At 57.2% G+C, this 23,015-nt stretch carries 25 protein-coding genes and 1 pseudogene; 14 read left to right on the forward strand and 12 right to left on the reverse strand.

Going from position 1 to position 23,015, the window contains the following annotated elements:
• Positions 1-16: 16 nt before the first annotated feature.
• The 3 genes from AC3A5O_RS09230 to AC3A5O_RS09240 all read left to right on the forward strand — a co-directional run bounded on the left by AC3A5O_RS09230 (position 17) and on the right by AC3A5O_RS09240 (position 1,867).
• Positions 17-394 carry a response regulator gene (locus AC3A5O_RS09230; protein ID WP_240998428.1) on the forward strand — a complete coding sequence of 126 codons (378 nt, stop codon included), beginning with the start codon at positions 17-19 and terminating at the stop codon, positions 392-394.
• Between the two features lie 255 nt (positions 395-649).
• Positions 650-1,093, forward strand: coding sequence for an HIT family protein (locus tag AC3A5O_RS09235; RefSeq protein ID WP_122565743.1), 444 nt, complete (start codon positions 650-652; stop codon positions 1,091-1,093).
• Positions 1,094-1,348: 255 nt separating this feature from the next.
• Positions 1,349-1,867: a hypothetical protein gene (locus AC3A5O_RS09240; RefSeq protein ID WP_122565742.1), complete on the forward strand. Its 519-nt coding sequence runs from the start codon at positions 1,349-1,351 to the stop codon at positions 1,865-1,867.
• Positions 1,868-2,475: 608 nt separating this feature from the next.
• On the opposite strand, the gene AC3A5O_RS09245 is transcribed toward AC3A5O_RS09240, so the two are convergent.
• Positions 2,476-3,132: an SMI1/KNR4 family protein gene (locus AC3A5O_RS09245; protein WP_487753124.1), complete on the reverse strand. Its 657-nt coding sequence runs from the start codon at positions 3,130-3,132 to the stop codon at positions 2,476-2,478.
• Between the two features lie 246 nt (positions 3,133-3,378).
• Positions 3,379-3,849, reverse strand: a complete 471-nt coding sequence (locus AC3A5O_RS09250; protein WP_122565740.1) for a hypothetical protein — start codon at positions 3,847-3,849, stop codon at positions 3,379-3,381.
• A 130-nt stretch (positions 3,850-3,979) separates the two neighbouring features.
• On the opposite strand from AC3A5O_RS09250, the gene AC3A5O_RS09255 reads away from it, so the two are divergent.
• Positions 3,980-4,366 (forward strand): Imm41 family immunity protein, encoded by a 387-nt coding sequence (locus AC3A5O_RS09255; RefSeq protein ID WP_163006704.1) that lies wholly within the window; start codon positions 3,980-3,982, stop codon positions 4,364-4,366.
• A 79-nt stretch (positions 4,367-4,445) separates the two neighbouring features.
• Here AC3A5O_RS09255 and AC3A5O_RS09260 read toward each other — a convergent pair whose 3' ends face one another.
• Complete coding sequence (locus AC3A5O_RS09260; protein ID WP_305467371.1) at positions 4,446-4,760, reverse strand: hypothetical protein; 315 nt, start codon at positions 4,758-4,760, stop codon at positions 4,446-4,448.
• A 215-nt stretch (positions 4,761-4,975) separates the two neighbouring features.
• Between AC3A5O_RS09260 and AC3A5O_RS09265 the strand changes: the two genes are divergently transcribed.
• Complete coding sequence (locus AC3A5O_RS09265) at positions 4,976-5,275, forward strand: hypothetical protein (RefSeq protein ID WP_305467370.1); 300 nt, start codon at positions 4,976-4,978, stop codon at positions 5,273-5,275.
• Between the two features lie 83 nt (positions 5,276-5,358).
• Here AC3A5O_RS09265 and AC3A5O_RS09270 read toward each other — a convergent pair whose 3' ends face one another.
• Together AC3A5O_RS09270 and AC3A5O_RS09275 are read right to left on the reverse strand one after the other, a co-directional pair.
• Entirely contained in the window at positions 5,359-5,889 is a 531-nt protein-coding gene (locus tag AC3A5O_RS09270; protein ID WP_122565736.1) for a glyoxalase superfamily protein, read from the reverse strand.
• 293 nt (positions 5,890-6,182) lie between these two features.
• A complete protein-coding gene (locus AC3A5O_RS09275; RefSeq protein ID WP_122565735.1) occupies positions 6,183-8,042 on the reverse strand; it encodes an ABC transporter ATP-binding protein in 1,860 nt (619 codons plus the stop codon).
• A gap of 172 nt (positions 8,043-8,214) precedes the next feature.
• Between AC3A5O_RS09275 and AC3A5O_RS09280 the strand changes: the two genes are divergently transcribed.
• The 3 genes from AC3A5O_RS09280 to AC3A5O_RS09290 all read left to right on the forward strand — a co-directional run bounded on the left by AC3A5O_RS09280 (position 8,215) and on the right by AC3A5O_RS09290 (position 9,922).
• Entirely contained in the window at positions 8,215-8,517 is a 303-nt protein-coding gene (locus tag AC3A5O_RS09280; RefSeq protein WP_122565734.1) for an ArsR/SmtB family transcription factor, read from the forward strand.
• Between the two features lie 62 nt (positions 8,518-8,579).
• Positions 8,580-9,554: a zinc-dependent alcohol dehydrogenase family protein gene (locus AC3A5O_RS09285; protein WP_487753125.1), complete on the forward strand. Its 975-nt coding sequence runs from the start codon at positions 8,580-8,582 to the stop codon at positions 9,552-9,554.
• A 41-nt stretch (positions 9,555-9,595) separates the two neighbouring features.
• Positions 9,596-9,922, forward strand: coding sequence for an antibiotic biosynthesis monooxygenase family protein (locus AC3A5O_RS09290; RefSeq protein ID WP_487753126.1), 327 nt, complete (start codon positions 9,596-9,598; stop codon positions 9,920-9,922).
• A gap of 6 nt (positions 9,923-9,928) precedes the next feature.
• Here AC3A5O_RS09290 and AC3A5O_RS09295 read toward each other — a convergent pair whose 3' ends face one another.
• Both AC3A5O_RS09295 and AC3A5O_RS09300 read right to left on the reverse strand, forming a co-directional pair.
• Positions 9,929-10,888 carry a hypothetical protein gene (locus tag AC3A5O_RS09295; RefSeq protein ID WP_122565731.1) on the reverse strand — a complete coding sequence of 320 codons (960 nt, stop codon included), beginning with the start codon at positions 10,886-10,888 and terminating at the stop codon, positions 9,929-9,931.
• A 117-nt stretch (positions 10,889-11,005) separates the two neighbouring features.
• Entirely contained in the window at positions 11,006-11,890 is an 885-nt protein-coding gene (locus AC3A5O_RS09300) for a LysR family transcriptional regulator (protein WP_487753127.1), read from the reverse strand.
• 115 nt (positions 11,891-12,005) lie between these two features.
• Between AC3A5O_RS09300 and argC the strand changes: the two genes are divergently transcribed.
• The gene (gene argC, locus AC3A5O_RS09305; protein ID WP_487753128.1) at positions 12,006-12,935 is read left to right on the forward strand and encodes an N-acetyl-gamma-glutamyl-phosphate reductase; all 930 of its coding nucleotides are present in this window, start codon (positions 12,006-12,008) and stop codon (positions 12,933-12,935) included.
• A 28-nt stretch (positions 12,936-12,963) separates the two neighbouring features.
• Here argC and AC3A5O_RS09310 read toward each other — a convergent pair whose 3' ends face one another.
• Positions 12,964-13,755, reverse strand: coding sequence for a response regulator transcription factor (locus AC3A5O_RS09310; RefSeq protein WP_305490637.1), 792 nt, complete (start codon positions 13,753-13,755; stop codon positions 12,964-12,966).
• A gap of 138 nt (positions 13,756-13,893) precedes the next feature.
• Here AC3A5O_RS09310 and AC3A5O_RS09315 point away from each other — a divergent pair, with 138 nt between their 5' ends.
• A complete protein-coding gene (locus AC3A5O_RS09315) occupies positions 13,894-14,997 on the forward strand; it encodes a polyamine ABC transporter substrate-binding protein (RefSeq protein ID WP_305467362.1) in 1,104 nt (367 codons plus the stop codon).
• Between the two features lie 136 nt (positions 14,998-15,133).
• On the forward strand, positions 15,134-16,462 hold the full coding sequence (gene tssI, locus AC3A5O_RS09320; protein WP_305467361.1) for a type VI secretion system tip protein TssI/VgrG: 1,329 nt from the start codon (positions 15,134-15,136) through the stop codon (positions 16,460-16,462).
• 74 nt (positions 16,463-16,536) lie between these two features.
• Here tssI and AC3A5O_RS09325 read toward each other — a convergent pair.
• From AC3A5O_RS09325 to AC3A5O_RS09335, 3 genes and pseudogenes are all read right to left on the reverse strand, one after another.
• Positions 16,537-16,893: pseudogene (locus AC3A5O_RS09325) on the reverse strand (IS5/IS1182 family transposase); the annotation flags it as partial.
• Positions 16,894-17,141: 248 nt separating this feature from the next.
• Positions 17,142-17,726 carry a DUF805 domain-containing protein gene (locus AC3A5O_RS09330; RefSeq protein WP_305467360.1) on the reverse strand — a complete coding sequence of 195 codons (585 nt, stop codon included), beginning with the start codon at positions 17,724-17,726 and terminating at the stop codon, positions 17,142-17,144.
• Positions 17,727-17,963: 237 nt separating this feature from the next.
• Positions 17,964-18,980, reverse strand: coding sequence for an AraC family transcriptional regulator (locus tag AC3A5O_RS09335; RefSeq protein WP_305467359.1), 1,017 nt, complete (start codon positions 18,978-18,980; stop codon positions 17,964-17,966).
• 133 nt (positions 18,981-19,113) lie between these two features.
• On the opposite strand from AC3A5O_RS09335, the gene AC3A5O_RS09340 reads away from it, so the two are divergent.
• Genes AC3A5O_RS09340 through AC3A5O_RS09350 form a run of 3 tightly spaced genes read left to right on the forward strand, consistent with a single transcriptional unit; the run spans position 19,114 to position 21,782 of the window.
• Positions 19,114-20,034 carry an alpha/beta hydrolase gene (locus tag AC3A5O_RS09340; RefSeq protein WP_305481740.1) on the forward strand — a complete coding sequence of 307 codons (921 nt, stop codon included), beginning with the start codon at positions 19,114-19,116 and terminating at the stop codon, positions 20,032-20,034.
• Positions 20,035-20,038: 4 nt separating this feature from the next.
• Complete coding sequence (locus AC3A5O_RS09345; RefSeq protein ID WP_305467356.1) at positions 20,039-20,899, forward strand: SDR family NAD(P)-dependent oxidoreductase; 861 nt, start codon at positions 20,039-20,041, stop codon at positions 20,897-20,899.
• Positions 20,900-20,927: 28 nt separating this feature from the next.
• Positions 20,928-21,782 (forward strand): SDR family NAD(P)-dependent oxidoreductase, encoded by an 855-nt coding sequence (locus tag AC3A5O_RS09350; protein ID WP_305467354.1) that lies wholly within the window; start codon positions 20,928-20,930, stop codon positions 21,780-21,782.
• An 80-nt stretch (positions 21,783-21,862) separates the two neighbouring features.
• Here AC3A5O_RS09350 and AC3A5O_RS09355 read toward each other — a convergent pair whose 3' ends face one another.
• Positions 21,863-22,831, reverse strand: coding sequence for an AraC family transcriptional regulator (locus AC3A5O_RS09355; RefSeq protein WP_487753129.1), 969 nt, complete (start codon positions 22,829-22,831; stop codon positions 21,863-21,865).
• Positions 22,832-23,015 lie beyond the last annotated feature (184 nt).

A 23,015-nucleotide genomic window follows, 5' to 3' on the forward strand; every position in this document is an offset into this window, starting at 1 on the left:
ATTGGCTGGAACCAGGGTGCTGGTCGTCGAAGACGAAGGCGCGATTGCCCTGTTGATCGAGGAGATGCTGGAGGAATTCGGGTGCGAAGTGGTGGCCTCGGTCGCCCGGCTCGCGACTGCATGTGAAATCGCCGGCTCGGTGCAGGTGGACCTGGCGATCCTGGACGTCAACCTGGCCGGCGAGCGCGTGTACCCGGTGGCCGACATTCTTCGCGGTCGCCAAATCCCCTTTCTATTCAGCACCGGATACGGCGCTAGCGGGCTGCCAGCGGAATACGCCGGGTGCCCGGTCCTGCACAAGCCGTTTTCGGAGAACCAATTGCGGCAGAAAATCGCCGTCACGCTGAAGAAAACCCGTGAAAGCGGCCTGGCATCCAGCACTGATGCCAACTGACCCGCCGCCATCGCGAGCGAGCTCGCTCCCACAATGACCGGCGGTGGACAGTGACTGAGTGACCACCACAAATCCTCTGTGGGAGCGGGCTTGCTCGCGATGACGGTGGCACAGGCAATACATCACCCACTGATACAACACCATTCCCAGCAAGCCGAGCCCTGACCTTCAAGCAGGCCTACGAGACGTTGCCGCTGGACTGTGCTAAATCTCTTACCGGCAACCCACTTCTCCAAACCCATTCAAGGAGTGAACATGAGTCTCCACGGTCATTACGATCCACAGAACATCTTTGCGCTGATCCTGCGCGGCGATGCGCCGTGCTACAAGATTTACGAAGACGCCGATGTGCTGGCCTTCCTGGATCTCTTTCCGCAATCGCGCGGCCATGTCCTGGTCATCCCTAAAGCCTCCCAGGCGCGAAACATCCTCGAAGTCGAACCCGCCGTCCTGGGCGCGATGATGGCTGCCGTGCAACGCCTGACGCGGATTATCGTGGACGAGTTGCAGCCGGACGGGGTCCAGGTCGCGCAGTTCAATGGTGCGGTGGCCGGGCAAACGGTCTATCACATTCATGTGCACATCATCCCGCGCTGGGAAGGTGAGGAGGCGGGCGTGCATGGCCGGGGCAAGGCCGATCCCGAGGAGCTTGAAAAACTCCAGGCCCGCCTGGTCGAACGTATCCGCTCAGAGGCCTGACGCCGGGCAGAGCAAGCTCGCTCCCACGGGGATTTCGGATGGATAGACAATGGCGGTTGTCCCGGTTTCCAGTGTGGGAGCGAGCTTGCTCGCGATAGCGGCAGTACATCCAACATTGATGCTAACTGACCCATCGCTTTCGCGAACAAAGGTTGTGCACCCCACCACAAAACCCATCAACAATTCGCCACCCAATTCCTTTTCCAACCGCTACCATTGCGCGCGGACCTCCCGACACCCCCGGACTTCACTTCCATGAAATTGCGCTTTCTGACCGCTGCCTTATTTTTTACCTGCACCTTGGTTAACGCCGCTGAACCGAAACCCGTTCCAAAAGCCCTGGAAGAACAGATTGGGCACCTGGTCGCGCTCATCAAGGACAGCTATGCCACCGGCTATCCCGAAGCGACACTGATGCAGACCCTGGACACCGGCGAGGACAGTCAGGTCACCCTTGCGGTTTTCACCATCGAGGGTTTCGGCATGGGCAACAACTACAGCCAATACCTAGCCGCCTTCACGCCCGAGGAGAACGAAGAGGGCGTGCCGCACTACAGCCTGCTGGACGTGATGCGCATCGGTGGCGACAGCTGGCGGGCCATCGACAACCTCGATGCCAAATTGGTCAGCGACCCGACCGGTGAGCAGACCCTGATCGACATTCCCGTGATGGAGAACACCGATGAGGATGCGCCGAATTTTCCGAGCCGGGCCGCCGTGATTCACCTATCCCTGGACGGGTCACAGGCAGTGCGATTGGTTGAGATTAAGTAAAGCGGTACGTCCGATCGGATTTATGCGATTGCGATAGGAGTTGTGATCTCTCCGGAAAGGGCGTTAGAGCTGGACAAACGTTGCAACCTTTTTCGGTGGTGGAACGGTTAAACGAGTTTGTAGGAATTGACGGAGCGAATATTACCCATTGACTTGCAGGACATTTCCTAGAAAATTCCAGTCCCTTGCGCCTGCTGATTTCGGTACCTAGTCTTTGTCCACCGCTGCCAATTCAGCGGTCGGGTTTAGTCGCTCGGTATCTCGTTAGGCGCAAGGTCTCCTTGAAGTCAGGCCACGATTTTCTCGCTGATTTTATGGTGGCTGTGCGCAGGGCACTTTCGGGTGCGCCGGTTTCCTAACGTCCCGGTCGACTAACCTGCGCACAGCCGCCACCCCACTTCGTTTAGTCGCGAACAGTGGCGGACCCGACTGACGTTAGCTGGATGTCATCGACCCTAGGTAAGCGTCCGGTGGAATAGATTCCATTTTCCCCAAGATGGATCGGGTCGGAAGCGAAGGGCTGCTTCCGACCCATTGCGGCCCTTCATCGCAGTCAATGATTGGTCAATAACTTGCCCATTTTTAGGCACCGAGCACGAAATGGACAATTAGCGCATCCAGGCACGAATAGCTTCGAATTCAATTGGGTTCGGATGGCGCAGTCGGGCGGCTAGAGATTCCTCTTCTTCTTGAGAAATAAAGGCTTGGACAGTTTTCGGAGTACTTCGAGGCCCAGCCTGGTAGTTCATAGCCACACACTGCCGACTGAACAGGGCCTCAAGAAGTGAATAATCTGCGGGTAGTAGGGCGGCTTGGATTAATGCTATTTCACTTTTCAGTGCAAAACTGAAGTCTGCTTTAGGCGGTAGCCAAGATAGATCCCTAGCGACGCGCACGTACTCCCTTGTCACGAACGAAGAGACATCGCCGTAGGCCAATGAGGATGGCTGTGCAAAATGAAGTACTTGAGCAATCCCCGAAGCGCCGTTTTCCAATCGCACCACGCAGTAAGGCTCACCGCCGCCTGTAACCGCAAAGGGAAGAAAGGTTCGACCTTGCTGGTCATCAGGATTAAGCCACTCATTGATTTCTCGCCCGGCCTGTTCGGCATCAAGCCATAGAAAATCTTCAAGGCTACTCAGTGCTGCCGTTCCTGTATGTGCAATTCCCATTAGAGTCGCGAGGCGCTCTGGAAACTCAATGCCAATTGATTGCGCAAGCCTTTGAAAGGCCTCAACAACTGCAACATCTTGTCCATAACTCAAAGTGACAGGTTCTCCGTATCAGATAGTAGGGCAGTCAAAGATTTGGAGTTTTTCGCAGCTTTCCGGCCGTTTCAAAACGTATCTTAAGCTGTTTAGACGAGTGTCAACACGCGAGAGACTGCCGATTGTCGATGCCAATCACTCTGAACTGAATGTCTGCTCCTGGCCGAAAACTGCCGTTCCCAACGGGTCGCGTTTTGCTCGAAGATGGCCCTGTAAACCATCTCTCATTCAATCGGGATCCATTCACATGCCTGTCTTGATGGCGCGAATGGCTGCCATGTAAGCGCTGGTTCCGATGCCGACCTGACCCCAGACTTCACGGCTTTCTCCTCCTTGGCGGTCATATTGTTCATCCGCATCCCATAGCGTCAGGATTTGGTTTGGAAACAGGTATTCATAGGATGAGAATTCGTGCTGGCCGGAATTGTCCGAAGCAGCCATCACTGAAAATACATGTGTGGCAGAGTTCGCAAAGATATCGACTCCCTTGAACATGAACGTGACGTTCGGGTTTCCGGAGACACCAATGAAGCGTACTTCATCGTTCGGCCCGTGGGAAACCTGCACGCAGGACTCGCAAAAATAATCGACGCGGTCCTGGGAATGCTCGAGAGGGAATCCGATGGCAGCCATTTTTTGCCTCGCTGTAGCGCGTGCAGCGCCAAGACGAACAGGACCAATAGCCTCGAGCGGTAAAATTTCAAAAACCTGCATTTCCTGGGCTCCATGGGTGAATGGCTAGCCAACCGCTCCGCTATGTAGGGCGCGGAAGTTGTGCTTTAGATTGTCCGAGAGCGGGCACCTCGGTACGCTGTCGACCTTATCCGATATGGAAATGCTTAACATGGATCCGCACGCTGTGATCGCAAGAAATTTCGTTGGGAGCGAAGCATACGAAGACGCCTCGTTCATCGGACGATTACACGAAGCGGGACTCTGGGATCGTGAAGAATACTGGCTGCTGGAGTGGGCACTCTATAAAATCGCAACAGAAACAAGCTTCAGTCAGGCACTCTCACATAGGGTGTTCGAGATATTCAGCTACAGTTCTCTGCTATTCGGTTGCCACTTTGATCGGAAGGATCGCTTCAAGATCCGAAATCTGAAAAGAAAGCAGATCTACGATTTCCGCGAGAGATTCCACTTGGTGTTTGAGGGTTTCTTCGCTGGAAAAATGGCGACACCGGCTCGCTTTGACGAACCCAATCCGTGGCTCGTAGGTGGCCCGTAATCTGACCGGACGGGGTTAATGATCGCTGATGTCAATCAACCGCTCCTCGGCCAGCCTTGCGCGTGCCGAGAATAAACATCTAGAGCCTTTCATAGACTACTTCAAACTCGGCACCTAGCTCCTCTTGGATAGCCGCAAGCAGAGCCTCGGCAGCGTCGTCAAATTCCGTATATTCGGCCGCATTCCAAGGACTTGGATCTGGTGGGTATTCCCAGTTCAAGGCGGTGTCGTGCCAGCGTGTCATTACACTCAGCCTCTCGAGAGTAGTGGCGCTCAATGGCAGTTTCTCTTCGATTGATCCCACCGAGAATCTTGCTAAAGCGACCTGATTCCCGCACCACAATGCACCGCCTCCCCACTCAAACATCAACCGTATGCGAAACCGTTCAGCCATGTGCACTCCTGACATCCAGCGAGAAGAATCAGACCCTGGGTCATTATGGCTTTTTTGGCTCTTCGTTTGGGCTGAAAGGCAGCTTCGGGTCGAAAGCGCTCATCCACGTCCGGCAGCTATCGACCCATAACGGCCTTTCGCTTTTGACAATCTGAAAGTTTATGTAACCTTGCGAAGTCCGTTCGCAAATTCGTTGTGTTACCCGGGATACGTTTATGCAGACTGCTCAAACCAGGCTACTCGCGCTTGCACTAATAGAGATCAGGACGTTGCTTGCTGATTATCTGGGCAGTGATGTAGATGCTCCAATGAGCGTCCGTGTCGCGGCCCATATGGCCTATGCGCTCCACAATGAGGCGGAGGCTGCATACGGCAACGCTGACTTTCAACTCGAGTGTGCGACCCAGAAAATATGTGCAATTGATCAGATTCTTGGTGTTTCGGATGGAGCCGCATTGTTGAGTAGATTTGACGTCGAAGACAAAATCAATCCGGATAACGCTCAACCTAGATGACCGCTTATGGCCGATTGCTGCCAGTCACTAAGGGCGGCAGTCGAACCAAAGCGGACTGGGTCTCCCCAGCCCGCAAACTAGGATCAGCTTTGGCAGAACCGAATTCGGTTGCCGAATGGGTCATACACTTCCAGAACTTGGCCCCAGCCCTGTTGAACAATATCCGGACGTCCGTATCCGTATCGTTTGCTCTGTAATTCGTCCCGGAGCAGTTCGATGTTTTGCATCGGGACAAATATCGTCGATCCCGGGCTAGCATCGCCATGATGTTCGGAAAGATGGACCTGCAGACCGTTTCGGCTGATACCTAGGTACAGCGGTAGATCAGCTTCGAATCGGTGCTCGAATTCGACGCTGAAACCAAGAAAATCAAGATAGAACTCGCGCGCCTTGGTTTCGTCAAACATCCGCAATATCGGGATGGCTTTGTCGAATGTAATGGCGGGTTGGGTATCTTCCTGGGAAAGCATCGCTGACGCAGTGTTCCAGTCCTTGTAGCCCAACTGGTGCGCTACTGTTTCCAGAGCCGTGGAGTGAGTCAATGCTTGATTGCGCGACTCTAGCGAGGCACGCAGCCTCTTGGCCATCTGCTTGGCTTGTTCGATTGAAAACATCGTTCCTCCTGTAGTCGAGGCATTTTGGTGCTCGCGTTGCCAAACCTCGACTCTCAAGAGATGCGATAGGATCTGGGAAGAGAAGAAATGCTTTCACCTTTCCTTTCGGAAGCGAGCGGCGGGCAGCATCAGCCCGCGCTGATGATACACAGCGGCTCCCGCCAGCGAAAGTTCTCCCGGTTGCAAGTCTCCGGTGCGAATCATCCGTCCGCTTTTGGCCGAAAGCTCCCCGTTGTGAAGGACAACTGACGACCCAAAGCATCCACCTGCAGATCACTCCAGGCCATCCACGCTCATACCTGATCCATCGCCTCGCTCACCCACCGATCCTCACCCAGGAACCCGCCACTCTGATGGTGCCACAGCCGCGCATAGATACCGTTCTTGGCGAGCAATTCAGCGTGGGTACCCTGTTCAATAATGCGTCCATCATCCATGACGATCAGCCGATCCATCGCCGCAATCGTCGACAGTCGATGAGCAATGGCGATGACGGTCTTGCCTTGCATCATTTCATCGAGGCTTTCCTGGATGGCCACTTCGACTTCCGAATCCAGCGCGCTGGTCGCCTCGTCAAGGAGCAGGATCGGAGCGTTCTTGAGCATCACTCGGGCAATCGCGATGCGTTGGCGCTGGCCGCCCGACAGCTTGATGCCGCGCTCGCCCACCAAGGTGTCGTAGCCGCTGTGACCTTGTCGGTCGCTCAGTTGACTGATGAACTCATCGGCCTGGGCATTGGCCGCGGCACGGCGGATTTGTGCGTCGCTCGCATCGGGTCGGCCGTAGGCGATGTTGTCGCGAATGGAACGGTGAAGCAGGGACGTATCCTGGGTGACCATGCCGATGGCGCTGCGCAGGCTGTCCTGCGTCACGTGGGCGATGTCTTGGCCGTCAATGCGAATCTGCCCGCTGTCGACATCATAAAAGCGCAGCAGCAAGTTGATGAGCGTGGATTTGCCGGCGCCGGAGCGGCCCACCAGGCCGATTTTCTCGCCCGGGCGAATGTTCAGGCTCAAGCCATCGAGCACCTGGCGTTCACCGTTGTAGTTGAAGCTCACATTGTCGAAGGTGACCGCTCCGCCAGAGGTCACCAGCACCCCGGCGTCCGGCGCGTCCTGCACCTTGGGGCCGCGGGTCAGGGTGTCCATGCCATCCTGCACGGTGCCGATGCTCTCGAACAGCGAGGTCATCTGCCACATGATCCAATGCGACATGCCGTTGATGCGCAACGCCATGGCGGTGATCGCCGCCACCGCACCGGCGCCGACATCGCCCTGATGCCACAGCCAAAGGGCATAACCGCCTGCAGCCATGATCAATCCCACTACCAATGCTTGGTTGACGATTTCGAACTGGCTGACCAGGCGCATCTGGCGAAAGCCGGTCTGTTTGAAGTCCTCCATGGCCGCGCGCGCGAAGTGCGCTTCACGATTGGAGTGGGAGAACAGCTTCACGGTCGTGATGTTGGTGTAGGCGTCCGAGATACGCCCGGTCATCGATGAGCGCGCATGGGCCTGTTCCTGTCCGACTTTCCCCAAGCGGGGCACGAAGTAGAGCATGGCCAGTCCGAACAACACGATCCAGGCCAGGAAAGGCAACATCAGTTTCAGGGCGAAGCCGCCGGCCAAGGCGATGATCGCAATGAAATACACGCCAATGCCGGGTGCGATCTCAATCAGGGTGAACAGCACGTCACGCACGGCCAGTGCCGTCTGCATCACCTTGGTGGTGACCCGACCAGAGAACTCATCGGAAAAAAATGAAAGGCTTTGCCGCAGCATCAGGCGGTGAAAGTCCCAACGCAGCCGCAACGGCAGGTTGATGGCCAATATCTGGTGCTGAACCATGGTGCGCAACGCCACCAGCCCGATGCTTGCCACCATGACGATGCCCATGCCCCACAGCACGCGACTCTCCTGCGCCGCCGCCTCACCCCCGGCCTGCCAGGTCGAGAGCAGATCCACGACCTGGCCGAGGAAGGAAAACAGCCAGGCTTCGTAGATCGATACACCGGCGCTGAGCAGCGCGAATGCAAGGATGTAACCGCGGGCGCCCCGGGTGCAGGCCCAAAGAAACCGAGCCAGGCCTTCGGGTGGCGGGGGTACTTCGTCGGGTGGGAAAGGGTCGAGTCTTTGTTCAAATACGCGAAGCATGGGGGTCTCCGAAAGATCGATTACGGGGATTCTGCCATTTAAAGACTGCTTTGAGGGTTATATGAAGTGTGGATATGGCTCTATTAGCGTGTTGCCCAGGATGTTGGGGGGCTGCGGGGGGGGGGGCAAAACAGGGTATTGACATATCGAAAAATCTCGATATTCTCGGGACATGGAATTGATCGAAATATTCAAAGCGCTCTCGAACCCTACACGCCTGGAAATCTTGAAAGGCTTGAAGGATCCCGCAAAGAACTTCCCTCCGCAGGATGAAGGTGACGTTCTCACGGTTGGAGTCTGCGTCAGCAGTATTCAAGAAGGTATCGGCCTGTCGCAGTCAACGGTGTCTGGTTACCTTGCAACGCTGCAACGAGTGGGCTTGGTCGAAGTCCGGCGTATCGGTCAGTGGACCTACTACAAACGCAATGAAGCAACCATCAGCGCGCTTGCCGAGGTCATAGGGAAAGAGCTGTAATTTTTTACTGTAAAATATCGAGATATCTCGATATTCCTTTTTCTAGATTCGAGGGTTTTGCAATGAAAGCAATGGTACTTAAATCATTCGGTGGGTCGGGATCGTTCGAACTCCGCGATGTGCCCAAGCCTGTACCGCACACCGGACAAGTCTTGGTGCGAGTGCACGCAACCTCCATCAATCCGTTGGATTACCAGGTTCGACGCGGCGACTATCCCGACTTGGTGCAACTGCCGGCCATTACCGGACACGATGTATCGGGCGTCGTCGAAGAGGTTGGGCCAGGCGTGACCACCTTCGCTCCAGGAGACGAAGTCTGGTACACCCCGCAGATATTTGACGGGCCAGGCAGTTATGCCGAGTACCACGTTGCCGCCGAAACCATCATCGGGAAAAAGCCTTCCTCGCTGAGCCATCTGGAGGCGGCAAGTCTGAGCTTGGTTGGCGGGACGGTATGGGAAGCATTGATCGTGCGTGCGGCGCTCAGAGTGGGGGAAAGCATCCTGATCCACGGCGGCGCGGGGGGCGTCGGTCATGTGGCGATCCAGGTGGCAAAAGCCATGGGGGCAAGGGTGTTCACGACCGTGCGTGAGTCAAACGCTGGGTTCGTGCGAAGCCTGGGAGCCGATGTGGTCATCGACTATGAAAAGGAGGACTACGTCGACGCCATCATGCGGGACACGGGTGGTCGCGGAGTGGATGTTGTGTTCGACACCATCGGCGGCAATACCTTGTCGCGCAGCCCCGACGCGCTGGCACAGCTTGGCCGCGTTGTCTCGATCGTGGACATTGCGCAGCCACAAAACCTTGTCCAGGCCTGGGGCAAGAACGCGAGTTATCACTTCGTTTTCACTAGACAGAACCGCGGCAAACTCGACGAGTTGAGCGCATTGGTCGAGCGAGGTCAGCTGCGGCCACACGTTGGCGCCGTCTATTCGCTTGCCGACATTGCGCTCGCCCATGCCCGGTTGGAGAGTCCCAACAACGGCGTTCAAGGAAAAATCGCGATAGCAGTCGAGCCATCGCTCATCGCGTAAGTGCGCACTTTTAACCGTTCAAGTCATTTTCGAGGAACGCCATGATTTATGAGATCGCTCTGCTCCCCATTTACAAAGAACGCATTGAACTGTTCAGGCGTGCATTTGCCGAGGTCGCTCCCTTGCTCACCCGCGCAAAGGGTTACTGCGGTCACCTACTAGCGCAAGGGATTGAGACCCCCGAGCAATTCAACCTGATCGTGCAATGGCAGTCACTCGAGGATCACACGCCGGGTTTCGAAGAGAGTGAAGACCATCGGCTGTTCATGATGGGCTTGGAGGAATATTTTTCGGAAGAGCCGAGGGTCTACCATATTGACGGGGCAGCTTCCTGCTCACCGTTTCTGACCGAGCGACGGCCGAATTGACCACCTTCAGGGATTGGAACTCATCCGGCCCCGGATCGCCATGTGCAGACAACCCCAGGCGATGAGTCCGATGATCAACACCTCGGCCATGCCCACCAGCATGTTGAATGAGAAGGTGAGCGGTTGCTCGGCCCAGTAGAAGGTGGTCGTGCCCGTTCGACCGCCGACACGCAGCCGTCCGGCAAACAGAGCGGGCACCAATGCGATGACGTGACTCAGCTCCAATAGTGCCAGGAAAACACCCATGAGAAGGAGCAGGGCGCGTGCGGGTGTGCCGAGTTTTTCGGTGGACTCATCGGAAGGTTTGAGCCCCTTGGTTTTGCGCTGTCTGGCTTCCCTCACCGCTTTACCGCTGGTTGGGGCTGGAGCGCGCCTGTAGGTTGCCTTCTTCACAGCCGCCGCCGAGCCCACCACGACTTCGGTGGGCACTGCCACGTTCAGGTAGTCGGCCAGTTCACGCAGCCACATGTCGGTGCGTTGACTTCCCGGCACTACCGGAACGTTGTCAGTAGTCAGGCGGTGCTCGGTGCCATCGCGCATCACCAGCCACAGCTGGGTGTAGGCGGGCTCGGCATCTGGGGGGCGGCGAAGTTCGAGGTAGTTGGGGGTATCGATTCTAAAGACCGAATGAACACGCTCGCGACGCCCAAAAAAGTTTCGGGTGCGGCGCTTGCCTTCACCGTCGCGTCGCGATAACAGCAAGGTCTCGCGGATGCCGGTGTACACCATCAGGAGTAGGCCGAGTGAAGGAATCAGCAACAGCCCGAGCACGAACAGCAGTGAAGTCAGCGGATCCAGGTCAGTCAGGGGCGAGCCTTCATCCGCGATCACAAACACGGCGAACGCCACCGGCAAAATGAAGGCAAGCGCGCCTGTCAGCAGCACGAATGCGTTCTGCACCAGATTGCGCGAATGGATGTGCAGGTCATCCTGCGCGGTGCGCTCGAACCGATGTCCAAACAACATGCAAATCTCCTGATGCGCCGTCTTTCAGGACCATTCGAGGGGCCTTGACAAGCGGTTGCACCCCGCAGGCCTGGATCGTGTTTTTACGCCGCGCAGAATACCTCTGCCCAGACAAAATTACTGCGCACTCAACTCCCACAACACATCCAGCACGTGTTGCGTAGGCCGTTCGATGTCCTGACGACGGTGGGCAATCCCCAGTTGACGCCACAACAAGGGCTTTATTGGCCGCATGACGATCCTGGTATCGGGCAATGGCGTGGAAGCCTCATGGGGCAACAACGTCGCCCCATATCCCGCCGCCACCAGGCTCTTGATCGCATCGTTGTAATTCAATTGAATGCGCGGCACAGGCTGTCGACCGTCACTGGCGAACCACTCCGACGTCAAGCGCGAAAGGCGAGTGGTGGTGTCGTTCAAAATCAGCGGCTGGGCGGATAGCCAACCGGGCGTCACGGTAGCCGGGCATTCCCAGCGAGCCGGCAAGAAGGCCATGACCGGGTCCCGTCGCCACGGCTCGATCCGCAAGCCCTTCACCGGCGGCTGCGGCAGCGCGACCAGACCGATCTCCAAGGAGCCCTCGGCAAGCTTCTTCAGGGTTTCCTGGGAGGTGAGCACCGCGACCTGCACATCGATCGCGGGGTGGCGTTGGTTCAACGTCTCCAAAGCGTTCGGCAGCAACTGTGCGATGGCCCCGGTGGACGCGCCTAGCCGCACACGCCCGGTCAATCCCTGTACCTGACGTTCCACTTCCTCAAGCGCCTGCTCCGCGTCCGCCAACAGGCGCCGCGCGCGTTCCACCAGCGTGTTCCCTATCGCTGAAGGCTGAACGCGCCCACGGGTGCGCGACAACAGCTTGCCGCCCAGCCGTGCCTCCAGGTCGGCGATATGCAGGCTGACGGTGGGTGGCGCGAGGTGCAGCACACGCGCTGCTTCGGCAAACGATCCCAGGTCGGCAATCGCCACCAACGTGCGCAGACGGTCCAGGCTGATTTCCCGCATAAGTGCGTCCTTATTCAGAAAAACTGAATTACAGCGTTTATAAATTCAACTTTTCCTATCTTAGCGCCTCGCTGAACATTGGGACTCCTGATTTCCACTGTTCGAGAGCATGCCCATGGCAAGTCCCCTTGTATTCATCGATGGCGACCAAGGCACCACCGGGTTGCAAATCCATCAACGTCTGCACGACCGGAGCGATCTGCGGCTGCTCACCCTCAGCGCCGAATATCGCAAGGACCCACAACGTCGCGCCGAAGCCATCAACCGCTGCGACATCGCGATTCTGTGCTTGCCCGACCAAGCCGCGCGCGACGCTGTAGCGTCCATCGAAAACCCCCTCGTTCGGGTGATCGATGCGAGTTCGGCGCACCGTACCCATCCGGACTGGACCTATGGTTTTGCGGAAATGAATCCGCAGCAGACCCAGCGCATTGCCACCGCGCGACGGATCAGCAACCCTGGTTGCTATCCAACGGGGGCGATAGGCTTACTGCGCCCATTGCTGGAGGCCGGACTAGTGCCGAGGGATTACCCGATGAACATTCATGCCGTGTCGGGTTATTCCGGAAAAGGGCGGGTCGGCGTGCAAGAGCATGAAGGAGCGGGCGCAGCACAGGCGTCGGCGTTTCAGGTCTATGGGCTGGAACTGGCACACAAGCATATTCCGGAGATTCAGCAGCAAAGCGGACTGACGGAGCGGCCGATGTTTGTGCCGGCCTATGGCGCTTTTCGACAGGGAATCGTGCTGACCATACCTGTGCAAACCCGGTTGTTGGCGCCAGGCGTGAGCGCGATGCAGTTGCATGCGTGTCTGACGCAGCACTACGCCGATGCGCGCCATGTACACGTAATGTCGATGCAGGAAGCCAAAGCGCTGACGACCCTTGATCCTCAGGCGCTTAACGGGACTGATGATTTGCGGTTGTCGGTGTTTGAGAATGATGAGACCGGGCAGGTTTTGCTCGCTGCGGTGTTTGACAATCTTGGGAAGGGCGCCGCTGGCGCGGCGGTGCAGAATCTGGACTTGATGCTAGCAGGCGCGTGACAGCGCCAAGTAGCCTGATGCCCTGACTTCAATGGGTAGCGGGAACATTCTGTTTTGGCATGAAAAATCGAGCAAACAGCTCTGATTGTGACTTGATGTTTAATTTTGCGTAAATGTTGCGGCGGTGGACTTTTATGGTTTCCGCCGAGAGGGACAGCTTCCCGGCTATTTCTTTATTGGAAAAACCGCTGAGTAATAAGCGCAGTACGTCACTTTCCCGTGCTGTTATTTGTGTGCCAAGCTGGTTGACCGTTTCTGGCCACAGAGGCGGCTCGGTCAGCGTTTTCTCTACGTCACTTTCAAACCCCATGCGCTGATGCATCAATGCAGTTACCCACGGTTTGATGATGTCGAGCAGGGTTATTTGTTCCTGGTTAAAACGGACTTTGCTGCCGATGGAAATGCATAAGGTTCGGTCGGGGTCGAGCTGGACATTGTACTGTGCCTCATCCATGGAGATGTATTGTGCAAAATACTTGTGGTAGTACTCGGTTTCAAGAAAGTATTCCGGTGCAATGTCCAATAGGTGGAAGAAGCCACTCTGTGGGTTTTCTCGATTAGCGATATAAAACGGATCCAGCAAGTAAAGACCTTTCACGTAGCGATGAATGAATGCGTCAACTTCTTCCGCATCCGCTACTTCAGGAAGGCTGACGACCTGCACGTGTTGATTGCTGAAGATCAATACAACCCAATTATCGATCTGTACATATTCATTTAATGTGCGAACCAGTGAACTCCAGAAGTCTGGACGATTCAACTGCATGATCAGCTTCCCAATCGATCGATGCCAAGCCAGGCTATGGAGGTCAAACGGCATTTTCTACCCCTTTAGGGTTAGGTAGTCGCAGGTCAAAGGTAAGTATTCGTAGGTATTTACTATTCAGTAACACTCGGTATATTCGCTGCTAGGGTTTACGATGGCCATGAGGGCGTATCGTCTTGACAAGGATGTTGCATGAGAAAGTCACATTTGCGAACCATTTTTTCGGCCTCGCTTCTCTGTGCGGGGATAAGCACATCTGTGGCGGCTGTAGAACCGGGGATGTATTTGTATAACTGGTTCGGGTTGCTTGCGCCGGAGACGCCAAAGGAATTTGAGCAGGAAACTGGCACGGGCGTGCATATGGATGCGTTCGACAGCGCCGAAATCATGCAGAGCAAAGTCATGGCCGGTCGCACCGGGTACGACGTGGTGGTGGCGACCTCCAATGTGTTGCCAAGCCTGATCCAGGCGGGAGTTCTTCAGCCTTTGGATCGCAATCAACTGAGTAACTTTTCACATATCGATCCTGATATCTTGTCCCAACTCGCGGTCAATGATCCTGGTAACCGCTACGCCGTACCCTATTTGTGGGGCACTACCGGCATTGGTTATGACGTTGACAAAGTCAAAGCAGCATTGGGTGATAATGCTCCGGTGAATAGCTGGGACCTGATCTTCAAAGAAGAAAACATCAGTAAGCTCCAGTCGTGTGGCGTGGCAATGCTTGACTCTCCAAGTGAGATCATTTCGATTGCCTTGAACTACCTTGGGCTCCCTAGCAATAGCAAGAACCCGGATGATTACCAGAAAGCTCAAGCCCTACTGTTGAAAATCCGTCCTTACATTCTTTATTTCGACTCGTCCAGAATCGACGCCGACCTGGCTGACGGCAATATTTGTGCAGTGGTCGGATGGGCCAATGGTGCCCTTGCTGCACAGGCCATCAACGAGAAGTCCAACACGGGACGCAAGATTAACTACAGTCTTCCTCGCGAAGGCGCGCTGTCCTGGTCGGAGAACCTGGTACTGCTAAAAGATGCGCCCCATCCCAAGGCAGGCATGGCCTTCATTAATTACATGTTGCGACCAGAAATTATCGCCAAGACCTCAAACCACACGCTATACCCCAACGCAAACAAGGATGCCACCGAGTTTGTCGAGCAGAAGCTGCGAGACAATCCTTGGATTTATCCAGACAAGAAGACCATCGCTACACTTATTCCACTTGAACCACTGCCCTTGAAACTGGAGCGAATCCGCACACGGATCTGGACCAAAGTGAAGAGTGGTGTGTGATCTGGCTTTGAGTTGTATGTCTGGAAAGTAAGCTGTAAACGCCGATATACGGGGGCGCAGGGCTGGTTATCTGCCAATTCATCAGTCCGGTGTCTTCCGGTCCATTGCGCCGCCTTATGTAAAAAGAGAACAGCGGATGTTCACCCCAGCCAATCAAACGCAGTTCAGTTTGACCATCAACGGTTTCGAACACGATTTTCAAGTGCTCGCATTCACTGGAGAGGAGGGGATCAACAGGCCTTACCTCTTCAACGTGGAGTGTGTGAGTGAGCGGTCTGATCTGGATCTCGAAAGCCTCTTCGACAAAGAGGCTTTTCTGACGTTAGACGCGAAGAACAACGGCATTCATGGACGGGTCTACCACATTGCACAAAGCGGTCATGGCCAGCGTTTGACACATTACCGCTTGGCCCTCGTACCGCACCTGTCCTACTTGCGTCACCGTATCAACCAGAGGATCTATCAACGGTTCTCGGTGCCGAAAATCGTTGCCTTGATATTGGAAGAACACGGCATCCTGGGTGACGCCTATCGGTTTCATCTGGAAGCGACCTACCCTCAGCGTGATTACTGCACCCAGTACGACGAAACGGATTTGCACTTTATTCAGCGCTTGTGCGAAGAAGAAGGTATCCACTTTCACTTCCAGCACAGCACTCAAGGCCACGTGCTGGTCTTTGGTGATGATCAGACGGTTTTCCCCAGGATTGGGCAACCCACTGCCTATGGGCAAGAGCACGATAGGTTGGTCAACGAGCCACTGATCAAGCGCATCAACCTGCGTCTGGGACAGCTCACCCGTCGTATCTCGCACTACAACGATGATGTCGAGCAACAGCTGGACATTGAAGACGATGGCAGGCCGGAGCGTTTCACCGGTCATGAACACGGCAAGCAGATACGTCTTCGTACCAGGGAGCGCCGCCATGCGGCTTATCGCCAAGCTGAAGGGCAGAGTGACCAGACTCGTTTCGTCAGCGGCCATGTAGTGGAAATCTCAGGCCATCCGCGCGAGGAGTGGAACGCCCCATGGCTGTTGACCCAGGTCATCCACGAAGGCCGGCAACCACAGGTATTGGATGAGCACGTCGCCGGTGGCAACACTGACAACGAAGATGACGTTCATCAGGGCTACCGCAACCGCTTTATCGTTCTTCCATGGAATGTGTCCTATCGTCCGTCGTTGGCCCACAAAAAACCTCGGATGCCAAGCGACCAGAGCGCTGTAGTCATCGCGCTGGAAGACGAAGAGATCCAGAGTGATCGGCGCTTCGCAAGGATCAAGGTCAGATTCCCCTGGGACGGCGAAGACAGATTTGATGACAAGAGTTGTTGTTGGTTGAAGGGGGGCTCCGATTGGCGTTGTGAGATGGGACCGCCCCGGACGGGCATGGAAGTGGTGGTTACATTTTTTGAAAACGACCCTGATCGGCCGCTGATCAGTGGGTGCTTGTGTTGTCGTTAAGGCGTTCAGCCGCTGCTTTGCTTAGGGGCACTGTGGGTACTGCTGAGCATCTGCTTTTGGGCCAGACTCCATCATTCCAACCGGACGCCTTCGGCCGATTCTTTCAGGGACGGATCGCTCCAGTTGACCGGCTCATCACCCGGTACTTCGCGCTGCCGACTCGCATCCGCCTTGATGATGCTGGCGTCCACAGCAAAGCCTTCGCCTTTGACCAGGCCTGCGTCCATGCAGCGACGCAGCACTTCATTGAACAACCAGCGAAACAGATCGCCGTCCCCAATCGGGCTATAGAAGTCGGCGAGGTAATGGCGCAGATCGCTCAGATCAAGACACTGATCAATGCTGTGCAGAAGGTGATTGGTTGGGATGTGATCTTCGAGATTGAACGAGTAAAACAGCCGTTCCTGTCCACTCGATAACTGTCCCTTCATGCTGTGTGCTTCCCTGCTGGCCGATGCGAAGATTTTGCACGCAGGCCAGACAGGGGAGCTACTTTTTCAACAGAATCGGCCAAGAGCGGACGTCTAGAGCAGAGAAACAAATCTGCTCTCTTTTCCCAATGGACGTCACCGCGGCGTACGCAGGGCTACCGCGTGGTGCGCGCAGCGCTCTCTACAAAGGCACCTGAGCACTTGGCGCCGCGCAATGAGGCGAAGCATGGACTTCGCATACGCTAACGTTATGCCTGAACCAATGCATTAAAGAACCACTTGTAGAGTTCCGGTGGGTGGTATTGGGGAAAATACGCAACTAGCACGGTTGAAGTTACAAGCACCAGCACCACCAACAGCGCGGTAAGTAGCTTTACCAACGTCGAGAGAGGTGGATTGGGCGGGCCGTATTTATTGATCGCTTTACGCCCCGGCAGCATGATGAGCGGAAGCGTTATCACAAAGCCGATAACAGGGAACACGAAGAGAATTCCCCATATCGGACTCCAGCCTAGATCACGTGCCCTGCGTACCAGTAGAGACACGTCGAGCAGGATGGCAGGAACGACAACGGTGACACCGACTATCACCAAAACCACCAGTTGATGGCGCAACCCCACCATAAAGAACCACAGCAAAATGCCCGGAAGAACCAGCACCAAGGGCACACGAATCAGCCAGAAGCGCGCCAGAGAAATACGCCCGGAAAAATCAAGAATCCTGGGTTTTGAAAACGTGACAACCTCGTCGTCAATCAGTTGGGCGTCGCCCGGTTGGTATGGGTTTTCGATTTCGCTGCTGATGCTGCCGAAAACGGGTTCTATCCTTGCCATTTAGTGCTATTCCCCTGTGTTTGATCGTGCTGTTCACGTCAACGTTTACGCCTCATATCTAATCGAAGGCCGGCATCAAACTCAAGAGAAGACGCTATCGTGTAAGGGGGCTGTGTGCACCACAGCATGTGTGGGTCTGTCGCATGGTGCGCGCAGTACACCTTATGAAGTGTTTTGCCGCTAGTAAGAAGGCGGGTCATGTCCCTGAGGGATCCCTTAATTCCGCGCACTTCCCCCTCAGTAATTCTCCGGATTGAGTTGCCTGGCCTCATGGGGCGACCTTCCGCTCCAATCCTTGAAGGCGCGAGTGAAGGCGCTGTGCTCCGAATAGCCCAGCAGCATGGCGATATCCACGATTTGCAGGCGTGGATCGCGCAGGTACGACAGCGCCAGTTCGTGGCGGACCAGGTTCAGTTCATGGCGAAAGCTGGTGCCGGCTTCTTGTAGACGGCGCTGTAGCGTGCGTGAGGAGATGCGCAGTTGGGGGCTTATCCGCTCTATGTTCGGCTCACCTTCGCGCAAGGCACGGGTGATGGCCTTGCGCAGCTGTTCTACGATCTCATCCTGCTGTGGCAACTGGGTCAGCAGGCGATCCGCATGTTGTTCCAACAGGGAGACCAGCGCCGGGTCGGGACTTTTAAAGGGCAGTTCAATCAGTTGCGCGGAGAAGCGCAGGACCGCCTCGGCCTGACCGAAGCGTACCGGGCAACCGAAGAAGGCTTCGTACGGGCTGATGTCGAGGGGGGCAGGATGATTGAAATCAATCCGCAACGGGTTGGCCGTGCCGCGCACTAGGGCACGGCAGAACTGCACTATGGCAACCATACCGGTTTCGTTCACCAAGGGGCCGGGCTGGTACTGGCTGACATCCCAAGCCAGTTCGAACCAGCCGTCGCCGTCGCGGCGAGTCATGGGAATGACGTCGTACACCAGGCGAATGTAGCGCTCCAGGCGTTGCAGAGCTGTACCGAGATTTCCGCAGGCCAGCAGCACCGATCCGAGCACACCGATATGCCGCGCGCTGATGGTTTGACCGAGGTGCAGCCCTAACAGTGGATCGCCCAACATTCGCGCCGCTGTCACCAGCAGGCGATCCCAGCATTCCACGTCAACGCCGCCGCCACCCTCTTGGGCAGGTGTGGGCCAGGGCTGGCCAAGTACCGACTCGGGCTCATGACCGAGCGCCTCCAGGTATTCATAGAGCAGTTGCACGTAGGTCTCGGGCACCACTCGCCTATACAAAGGCTGGCTCATCGGGCCTCTTTGGGTGGGTTGGCCTTTTGTTGTTTGGCGCAAAGTGTCAAGCGAGTCGTCGGATACCGTCAAGTCTTTCTAACGGCAGCGGCCGAAAATGACGGCACTCCAGCCATTGCAGCGGATGCCGTTCATGAACACGATCACCGATCTTCTGGCACCAACGATCATCCAGTTCTTCTCCAGCGGCTCGCGTTGCGTTGCCGACTTTTACCGCCCACTGGGTGCCGGACCTTTCCCGGTGGTGGTGATGGCGCATGGGCTTGGCGGGACGCGCAAGATGCGTCTGCCTGCCTTTGCCGAACGCTTCGCCGCCGCCGGCTACGCCTGTCTAGTGTTCGACTATCGCCACTTCGGCGATAGCGAGGGCGAGCCACGCCAACTGCTGGATATCAACCGCCAGCTCGACGACTGGAAAGCCGCGATAGATCACGCCCGCAGCCTCGCGGATGTGGACCCGCAGCTGGTGGTTATCTGGGGCACCTCGTTCGGTGGCGGCCACGTGCTGGCCACTGCCGCCGACGATGCCAGGGTGGCCGCTGTCATCTCCCAATGTCCCTTCACCGACGGCCTGAGCTCCAGTCTTGCCTCCGAACCGCTGGTGTCACTTCGCCTCACCGTGCTGGCCTTGGCCGATCGTATCGGCTCGTGGTTCGGCGCCAAACCCATTCTGGTGCCGCTTGCCGGTCAACCTGGCGATACGGCATTCATGACTTCGCCGGATGCCTGGAGTGGCTATAACGGGCTGATCCCTCCAGGTACGCGTATCCGCAAAGAGGCCGCCGCGCGCTTTGCCTTGGACATCATTTGCTACTACCCCGGGCGCAGTACGCCCCGTATCCAGGCCCCCGTGTTGTTTTGCGTGTGTGATCCCGACAGCGTGGCACCGGCGAAGCGGACGCTGCGTCACGCTCGGCGCGCGCCACGCCATGAGATCAAGCGCTATGCCCATGGGCACTTCGATATTTATGTGGGCGAAGCCTTCGAGCAGGTGGTGGGTGACCAACTCGACTTCCTCAAACGCAACGTGCCAAGCATCCCAACCAAGAGATAAGAATATGTACGACCTTCAAGGCAAAGTGGTGCTGATCACCGGCGCAGCGGGCGGAATTGGCGCCGCCAGTGCACGCGAACTGTATGTGCAGGGCGCCAGCCTGGTGTTGACCGATACCTCGCAGGACGCGGTGAGCAAGCTGGCCCAGGAGTTCAACAGCCAACGCGTGTTGCCGCTGGCGTTCGACGTCACCGACGCCGAGGCGGCGAAGGCAGTGGTACGCCAAGCAGTCGAGCGCTTCGGCCGTCTCGATGTGGCCTTCGCCAATGCCGGCATCTCCTGGCGGGGCGTACCGGCGACCCTACGCACCTGCGACGAAGCGGAGTTCCGCCGCATCATTGAGGTGGATCTGTTGGGTGTGTGGCACACGATGCGTGCCGCACTGCCGGAGGTCGTGCGCAACGGGGGCCAGGTGCTGGTCACGTCATCGACCTATGCCTACTTGAACGGCATGGCCAACGCCCCCTATGCCGCGAGCAAGGCGGCGGTGGAGTCGCTGGCCCGCTCGCTGCGCGCCGAGTTGGGTGCGACCGGGGCCAGCGCCAGCGTGCTCTATCCCGGCTGGACGGCGACCGCCATCGCCAAAGTCGCCTTCGGCGGCAACGCTATCGCCACCCAGATGAACGAGACCCTATTGCCGGCTTTCCTGCACCGGGCGATTGCACCGGAACAGGTGGCATGTGGCGTGGTGCGCGGTCTGCAAAAGCGCCAGCCGCGCATCGTTGTACCGGCTCGCTGGGCGCCCATCTCCCTGATGCGCGGCCTGTTCAACGTTTTCACCGACTGGCATCTGGCACGCCATGCCAGCCTGCAACGGTTGCTCCACCAGTTGGAAGAGGCTGTTCGCAACCAGACCCCAGGTTGATGCCCCACTACTTGCTTAAGGTTCACCCATGAAAAACTATTCACTGAACGACCGCGTCATCGCCATCACTGGTGCCACCGGTGGTCTCGGCAGGGCCGCCGCGCAGGCCCTGCGCGACAAAGGCGCGAAGCTGGTCTTGCTGGATCTCGATCCGGATAGCCTGAATGCCATGGCTGTCACCCTGGGCGGGCCCGATGTCGCTGCCGGTTGGGTGGCCAACGTGCGCTCAATTGAGAGTCTGGAAACAGCGCTGAAGGAGGCCGCGCAGCATTTCGGCGCAATTGATGTAGTGGTCGCCGGTGCTGGTGTTAGCTCGGTGGTCGCCCTGGAGTACATTGACCCCGCCACGTTTGAGCGGGTCATCGATATCAACCTCAACGGCGTGGCGCGCGCCTTCCGCGCTGCGCTGCCCTATGTGAAGGCGCGCCAGGGCTATCTACTGGCCATCTCGTCCATGGCGGCTTTCGTCCATTCGCCGTTGAATACGGCCTACACCGCCAGCAAGGCCGGAGTCTGGGCCCTGTGTGACAGCTTGCGCCTGGAGCTTCGTCAGCATGGCGTTGGCGTCGGCTCGTTCCACCCGACTTTCTTCCAAACGCCGATGATGGAGGCGGTCATCGATGGGCCGTCTTCTACCCTGGTTTGGAACAACCATCGGGGGATCTGGCAGTTTGTTGCGCTGGAGCAGGTGGTAGCCGCCCTGGTGGAGTGCATTGAGCAGCGGCATGATCTGGTGACGGTGCCAAGAAGCCAGGGGCTGGTCGCGAAAGCCCCGGGCTTGCTGCGCCGGCTTATCGAGTGGATCGGTTTCGACCCTAGAAAAGTCGCGGAAGCAGTGAGGCTCAGCGATGAAGGCAAGACCTGGAGCGGCCTGAACGAATGACCGCTTCTGGCCGAAAACCACCAAATGCCCCCAACAGCGCAAAGCCGTTCATATGGCTCACCCACCACTCTCGCTCGGCTTCAGCGAACAGCGGACGGCCTCGACTGACGACTTAACCCAGGCGTCTTGCCCGTAATGCGCTTGAATGCGCGACTGAACGCGGCCTGAGAGGTGTAGCCCAAGCGCTGCGCCACCTCTTCAATCGGCAGCCTTTCGAGCGTCAGCCACTGGCTCGCAAGCCGCATCCGCAGTTCGGTGACGTAGCGCAGCGGGGCCATGCCAATCGTCACCTGGAAACGGTCCGCGAAGACCGAGCGCGAGGTATTGCATTGCTCCGCCAGTTGCGCAACGGTCCAGTCGCGCCCCGGTTGTTGATGGAGCGCGAGAAGCGCACCGGCCAAGCGTGGATCGCGCAATGCGGCGACCAGGCCAGAGGCATTACCGCAGGCGCACTCCACCCAGCCGCGGACGACCATGGCGGCCACCACGTCGGCCAGACGCGCGAGGATGCCGGCGAAGCCGATACGTGCGGCGCTGACCTCGCGTTCCATGGTGGTCAGGATAGGCACCAGCCCGGGATAACGCTGGCCGCCGGCATCGATCAGCATCAGACCCGGCATCAGCCGGCCAAGGCCATGGATACTGCCCAGTTCAAATTCCATGCAGCCACTGAACAAAAGGGTGCTCGGCGTGGGGCCTGCATCGGTTCCGGTCTCCACCGCGCTGACGGCATCACCGAGGGGGGCGCCATCCAAACGGTCGACGTCCTGAACAGGCACGTCCGTATGGGAAAGCAGTTGGTGAGCCGCGCCATGGGCGATGAATACGGCGTTGCCGGCAGACAGTGCGTACGTTGTCCCGTCCTCCATCCGCAGCACCGCATTGCCGATCGCCAGGAAGTGGAACCAGGCATGCCCGGGTTTGTCAGCGAAGCCCAGGCCGAAGGCTGGACCGGCTTGGATACGTCGGTATTCGACGCCACGCAGGCGCATACCGCGCAGCAGCTCATTGATGAGATCCGAGGAGAGGGCAAACTGATCGGTAGGCATCGTTCAGGTGTTTTGGTCAAAAAATTGAGGTTTTCGATCATAGATCATCCAGATTCTCGCGCCTAGACTGCGGGTCGCGATTAAGATTGGGAGATCCTTGCAATGACTGACTGTGTTTGTAATGCCGTATCTGACAGCCGGCCCGGCGTCGGGCTGGATGCAGAGCCTGCAACCCCTGCGTGGA

This window comes from Pseudomonas sp. Soil_N_39 (assembly GCF_057655955.1).

Coding starts and splice junctions, on each gene's coding strand:
- AC3A5O_RS09235 (WP_122565743.1), top strand. CDS start 650: ATGAGTCTCCACGGTCATTACGATCCACAGAACATCTTTGCGCTGATC.
- AC3A5O_RS09240 (WP_122565742.1), top strand. CDS start 1,349: ATGAAATTGCGCTTTCTGACCGCTGCCTTATTTTTTACCTGCACCTTG.
- AC3A5O_RS09250 (WP_122565740.1), bottom strand. CDS start 3,849: ATGCAGGTTTTTGAAATTTTACCGCTCGAGGCTATTGGTCCTGTTCGT.
- AC3A5O_RS09255 (WP_163006704.1), top strand. CDS start 3,980: ATGGATCCGCACGCTGTGATCGCAAGAAATTTCGTTGGGAGCGAAGCA.
- AC3A5O_RS09260 (WP_305467371.1), bottom strand. CDS start 4,760: ATGGCTGAACGGTTTCGCATACGGTTGATGTTTGAGTGGGGAGGCGGT.
- AC3A5O_RS09265 (WP_305467370.1), top strand. CDS start 4,976: ATGCAGACTGCTCAAACCAGGCTACTCGCGCTTGCACTAATAGAGATC.
- AC3A5O_RS09270 (WP_122565736.1), bottom strand. CDS start 5,889: ATGTTTTCAATCGAACAAGCCAAGCAGATGGCCAAGAGGCTGCGTGCC.
- AC3A5O_RS09275 (WP_122565735.1), bottom strand. CDS start 8,042: ATGCTTCGCGTATTTGAACAAAGACTCGACCCTTTCCCACCCGACGAA.
- AC3A5O_RS09280 (WP_122565734.1), top strand. CDS start 8,215: ATGGAATTGATCGAAATATTCAAAGCGCTCTCGAACCCTACACGCCTG.
- AC3A5O_RS09285 (WP_487753125.1), top strand. CDS start 8,580: ATGAAAGCAATGGTACTTAAATCATTCGGTGGGTCGGGATCGTTCGAA.
- AC3A5O_RS09290 (WP_487753126.1), top strand. CDS start 9,596: ATGATTTATGAGATCGCTCTGCTCCCCATTTACAAAGAACGCATTGAA.
- AC3A5O_RS09295 (WP_122565731.1), bottom strand. CDS start 10,888: ATGTTGTTTGGACATCGGTTCGAGCGCACCGCGCAGGATGACCTGCAC.
- AC3A5O_RS09300 (WP_487753127.1), bottom strand. CDS start 11,890: ATGCGGGAAATCAGCCTGGACCGTCTGCGCACGTTGGTGGCGATTGCC.
- argC (WP_487753128.1), top strand. CDS start 12,006: ATGGCAAGTCCCCTTGTATTCATCGATGGCGACCAAGGCACCACCGGG.
- AC3A5O_RS09310 (WP_305490637.1), bottom strand. CDS start 13,755: ATGCCGTTTGACCTCCATAGCCTGGCTTGGCATCGATCGATTGGGAAG.
- AC3A5O_RS09315 (WP_305467362.1), top strand. CDS start 13,894: ATGAGAAAGTCACATTTGCGAACCATTTTTTCGGCCTCGCTTCTCTGT.
- tssI (WP_305467361.1), top strand. CDS start 15,134: ATGTTCACCCCAGCCAATCAAACGCAGTTCAGTTTGACCATCAACGGT.
- AC3A5O_RS09330 (WP_305467360.1), bottom strand. CDS start 17,726: ATGGCAAGGATAGAACCCGTTTTCGGCAGCATCAGCAGCGAAATCGAA.
- AC3A5O_RS09335 (WP_305467359.1), bottom strand. CDS start 18,980: ATGAGCCAGCCTTTGTATAGGCGAGTGGTGCCCGAGACCTACGTGCAA.
- AC3A5O_RS09340 (WP_305481740.1), top strand. CDS start 19,114: ATGAACACGATCACCGATCTTCTGGCACCAACGATCATCCAGTTCTTC.
- AC3A5O_RS09345 (WP_305467356.1), top strand. CDS start 20,039: ATGTACGACCTTCAAGGCAAAGTGGTGCTGATCACCGGCGCAGCGGGC.
- AC3A5O_RS09350 (WP_305467354.1), top strand. CDS start 20,928: ATGAAAAACTATTCACTGAACGACCGCGTCATCGCCATCACTGGTGCC.
- AC3A5O_RS09355 (WP_487753129.1), bottom strand. CDS start 22,831: ATGCCTACCGATCAGTTTGCCCTCTCCTCGGATCTCATCAATGAGCTG.